This is a genomic window from Ferrovum myxofaciens (assembly GCF_000735045.1).
Taxonomy (GTDB): domain Bacteria; phylum Pseudomonadota; class Gammaproteobacteria; order Burkholderiales; family Ferrovaceae; genus Ferrovum; species Ferrovum myxofaciens.
This window is the reverse complement of record NZ_JPOQ01000064.1, coordinates 1-3520: the sequence shown is the minus strand read 5'-3', so window position 1 is coordinate 3520 and position 3520 is coordinate 1. Positions and strand designations below refer to the sequence as shown.

The 3520-nt window shown below is 42.6% G+C and carries 5 protein-coding genes and 1 pseudogene; 1 reads left to right on the top strand and 5 read right to left on the bottom strand.

Annotated elements, in window-relative coordinates; genetic code table 11:
- The 5 genes from IV91_RS0108525 to IV91_RS0108505 form a co-directional block, all read right to left on the bottom strand.
- Window positions 1-299: restriction endonuclease (locus IV91_RS0108525; protein WP_031597605.1), on the bottom strand; the 299-nt coding region annotated here is incomplete at its 3' end.
- Window positions 300-532: 233 nt separating this feature from the next.
- On the bottom strand, window positions 533-880 hold the full coding sequence (locus tag IV91_RS0108520) for a hypothetical protein (protein ID WP_031597604.1): 348 nt from the start codon (window positions 878-880) through the stop codon (window positions 533-535).
- Window positions 877-1440: a hypothetical protein gene (locus tag IV91_RS0108515; protein WP_031597603.1), complete on the bottom strand. Its 564-nt coding sequence runs from the start codon at window positions 1438-1440 to the stop codon at window positions 877-879. Before IV91_RS0108515 ends, IV91_RS0108520 begins: the two co-directional genes overlap by 4 nt.
- A 201-nt stretch (window positions 1441-1641) precedes the next feature.
- Window positions 1642-1818, bottom strand: coding sequence for a hypothetical protein (locus IV91_RS18425; RefSeq protein ID WP_160171552.1), 177 nt, complete (start codon window positions 1816-1818; stop codon window positions 1642-1644).
- Window positions 1819-1973: 155 nt separating this feature from the next.
- A complete protein-coding gene (locus tag IV91_RS0108505) occupies window positions 1974-3053 on the bottom strand; it encodes a YcjF family protein (protein ID WP_051862393.1) in 1080 nt (359 codons plus the stop codon).
- Between the two features lie 153 nt (window positions 3054-3206).
- Between IV91_RS0108505 and IV91_RS19730 the strand changes: the two are divergent.
- Window positions 3207-3377, top strand: a pseudogene (locus IV91_RS19730) (helix-turn-helix domain-containing protein); the annotation flags it as partial.
- Window positions 3378-3520: the final 143 nt, after the last annotated feature.

The following is a 3520-nucleotide window of genomic DNA, read 5'->3' as shown; positions in this document are numbered from 1 at the left end:
AGAAAACTGTCGATGTCACCCTTCTGGAGTTTGTAATCTTCGGCATACAGTTTGCACTGGATGGCGTGAAACTCTCCCGTCCCGCGTACTTCAGCCACCAGATCGATCCCGCTGTCCTGACCCGTTCGACCTTGACGATGCGCCCAGTCCTCATACATCCAGGCGTCTTGGTACAGGTCCCGATATTTGGGTTCCGCCTTTAAATAACACAGGATCAACTTCTCGAAGTAGGTCCCTTTCTCACGCTGGGTCTTGGCTGCCTGACGGTAAGTATTCAGAAGGTCGGTCAGGGCACTCATTCAGAGTATTCTCTTCAAAAAGTCAAATAGTGCATGGTAACTCAAGTGGAACCAGACGCACCACTTGCATAGGGTGGTACTGTTTTGAAACGAAGAGAGAATCGTGGGGCATTGGCCAATGCATCATAGGGTTTATCACATGATGCCAAGGTAAGGAACACACATGCGGGTCAGTTATCCGTAACTAGGAGCCTGTAGTTGCTGTCCAACTGAACCGGGAACGATCTGGCGGCTTAAAAATCAATCCTAATCCGTCGATTGTTTCCGAACGCCTTTTTTAGTTCTGCGTCAATGTTTGTTCCAAGCCATTCTTTTCGCTCTACTGCACCAGATTTAGGATTCATATACGCAGTTGACGTCACCAGTATCTGATTTTCCTTTTGCCCTAAAACAATTTCCACAAACCGCTGACTGGGACCTTTTTGGAGACTTTCTCCGGCGTATCCCGCTCCATATATATCAGGATCAACGGCTTCATTAGCCCATTTGCGGATTTCGTGAAGCCGTATTTTATTATTCGAAAATAAAATTTGCGCTAATTTAATGGTGACTATAGCCAAAGCGGGTTTAAGCACATTCACCTCCCTATCATTACTTCAATCTTCTCCGCCATGCATCTCAGTCCCTTGATATGCATAAAAGATCCTGCAATATTTAGAGCGGTTTCAATTTGGGGAGTAATTTGTGCAGAAAGCGCTGTTTTAGCCAAGTCAACTATATAATTATCTCCGTCAACAGCAATCCATGATTGACCTTTCAATACCAGGTTGGCAGGTTCAATATTAAAAATCTGACAAATTATCGCCATAAATACCGTCAGCAGGATTCGATTAATTAAACCATCTGCCGTCATTTCTGTAGGGGAAATACGCTTGAAAACTATTTTCTGTTTTTCTGAAGATATTTCGCAGGAAGTAATCTCAAACCTGACGCGGGCTTTAAAAGATATGACCTTCTTACCCTCTACCAACAAATCAAAGTTTCCATCATGTATTTCCATCGACAAGGCCGAAAGTTCCGGGATCGTTATTACCATTACAGAAAGTGCCGCATTGATTGAATTCTGTGGAATTGCAATTGCTCGGTCTGCCAAAATAGAACCTACCGTTTTCGAAAATAGGTTACTCAGATTATCAAACATTAATCTTCCTTAATTATCGATATTTCATTCAATTTAAACTGGTTCAACTTAAAGCTCATGGCAAATCGCTTCTGTACGCAATTCTGCCTACATTAAGACCGTGCTACCCAACCATTTCTTATAGCCAGCAGCCCCAGTCTTGGCGTTGAAATAAACGGTGGCTGTTACCAGTACTTGGTTGTCTTTCTGGCCCAGCGTTACCTATACAAGCTTCTGGCTGGCCCATCGCGGTAACTGACCACCAGCGAAGCCAGTGGCGTAGTTTTCTTGACCAAAAAAATCAGCCCAAGCACGTACTTCCTTGAGTGTGATTGTGTGGCTGGAAAGCACCTTGTTTGCCAGACCGACTACAAGGGTGCCGAGAATTTGTTTTAGCATGGCTATTTTCCAATAGGTGCTTCAGTCTTTTCTGGTACGTGTCGCGGTGTGTTAACTTGCACAAAGTCACAAACCACGTCAACTAAGGGCAAATTTTATTAAATCGCAGATTGTTAACTTGGTTTGAGAACGTTGTTTGTAACCACCATCCAATTCTAGTTTTTTATCTCTTGCAGCATTCCTTTAAAACGCTCTGCAACCATAGTGTAGTCGATATGTTTAGAAGGGTTTTCCTTTACTAAACCAACCAGCGCTTTTATATATAGTGTGCCCATTGATTTTGTAATGCTGGCTGCAATAGTTGCGTTGAGAATTTGCCCTCCTATTGGAATGAACTTTAGTAAATAAGAAGCAACCTGACGTCCAGCTCCTGCCATCGCAAGAGGTCCGCCCAACACAATCATTAATGTTTTGAAATCGACGGAAGGAATCCCGAATAATTCGCCTATCCGCATCATCATTCTTATTTGTATGGGTATAATAAGTATTGCGTCTGGTATAGGTAGGGGATTTGCACAAGCCAAAGACGCTTGACCACTAGCCCAATTAACTGTGGTATTCGCCTCATCTATTTTCTTTTCTAAATTTAATTGCTGTGCTCGAACAAATGCCCTTTTTTGAATTTCTGGCAAAAGCCCATATGTTCTGGTCACAAGATTATCTAATCCAGAAGGAGGGATTTCTTGGCCACCGCGCATAGTTGTCTTCTCAGCATGAACTTCAATCCAGTCCTCAGCATTTGGTAATATTTTTTTTGCTGCATTGATAAATTCTTTATTTTCTGTGAACGATTTTGTAAAAACAACAATTGTTTTTATGCCAAGTTCTTTTTCTAACTTTTCCAATAAAGTCACTTCTGCAGGTTCAATTCTGGCTGAGTTGTGGTCAACACATAACCAACACAACAATATGTGATCCATTGCGTTTTTACTGCTGTTAATTTCTGTAATCGCTGATATTAATTCATCGAGTATTTTTTTAAAATCAGCCAACTCTAACCCTTTGGAATCATATATGCTGATATGCGATCCCTCTTTGCTAAATAACTTCATTTCCTGCGTTACGGGTTGACCTGTACCTGTTTTTGCGAAATCTTCGCCAAAAATCGCGTTAATAAGCGTACTTTTTCCAACGCCTGTTTTTCCTGCCACTAACAGATTCGCTTTCCCAATCCATCGAGCCGTTTCTTCTTGTGCCGTTTTTATTACACCAAAAATATCAAAATTATCAGTCATACCAAGTTCCTTTTGTGAATAAACTGCTCAGATCAACGCCCAGCTTCCCGAGATAATCATCCTTGCATAGGTATAATTTGCTTATTGGAAGCATTTTGCACCATGTCACAAAATTAGTAAAGGCACAACAATTAACGCCTATAAATTTAGTGGGTGTTATATACAGTGACCGAAAATAAGGTGGCATCTCTTGGCTTGTTGCTGGGTAGAAACATTGCCGGACGTCGGAAAATTCTTGGTCTGACGCAGGCAGTGCTTGCTGAGCAACTTGGAATAGACACAGTGACTGTTTCACGATTTGAGCGTGGTAGCCATCTGCCTTCGCTGTTGCGGCTAGAGCATATCGGCGTCTTTCAGGGTTTCTGTCGCCTCAACCATCTTAAGCCGCCAACCGAACTTGTCGTTCCGGATTCAATTGGACAGCACCTACAGGCTCCCAGTTACGGGTAGCCCCTGACCAGCGTTGT

What these genes read in the sequence shown, in the direction of transcription:
- IV91_RS0108515 (WP_031597603.1), bottom strand. Translation starts at nt 1,440, where the DNA reads ATGTTTGATAATCTGAGTAACCTATTTTCGAAAACGGTAGGTTCTATT.
- IV91_RS18425 (WP_160171552.1), bottom strand. Translation starts at nt 1,818, where the DNA reads ATGCTAAAACAAATTCTCGGCACCCTTGTAGTCGGTCTGGCAAACAAG.
- IV91_RS0108505 (WP_051862393.1), bottom strand. Translation starts at nt 3,053, where the DNA reads ATGACTGATAATTTTGATATTTTTGGTGTAATAAAAACGGCACAAGAA.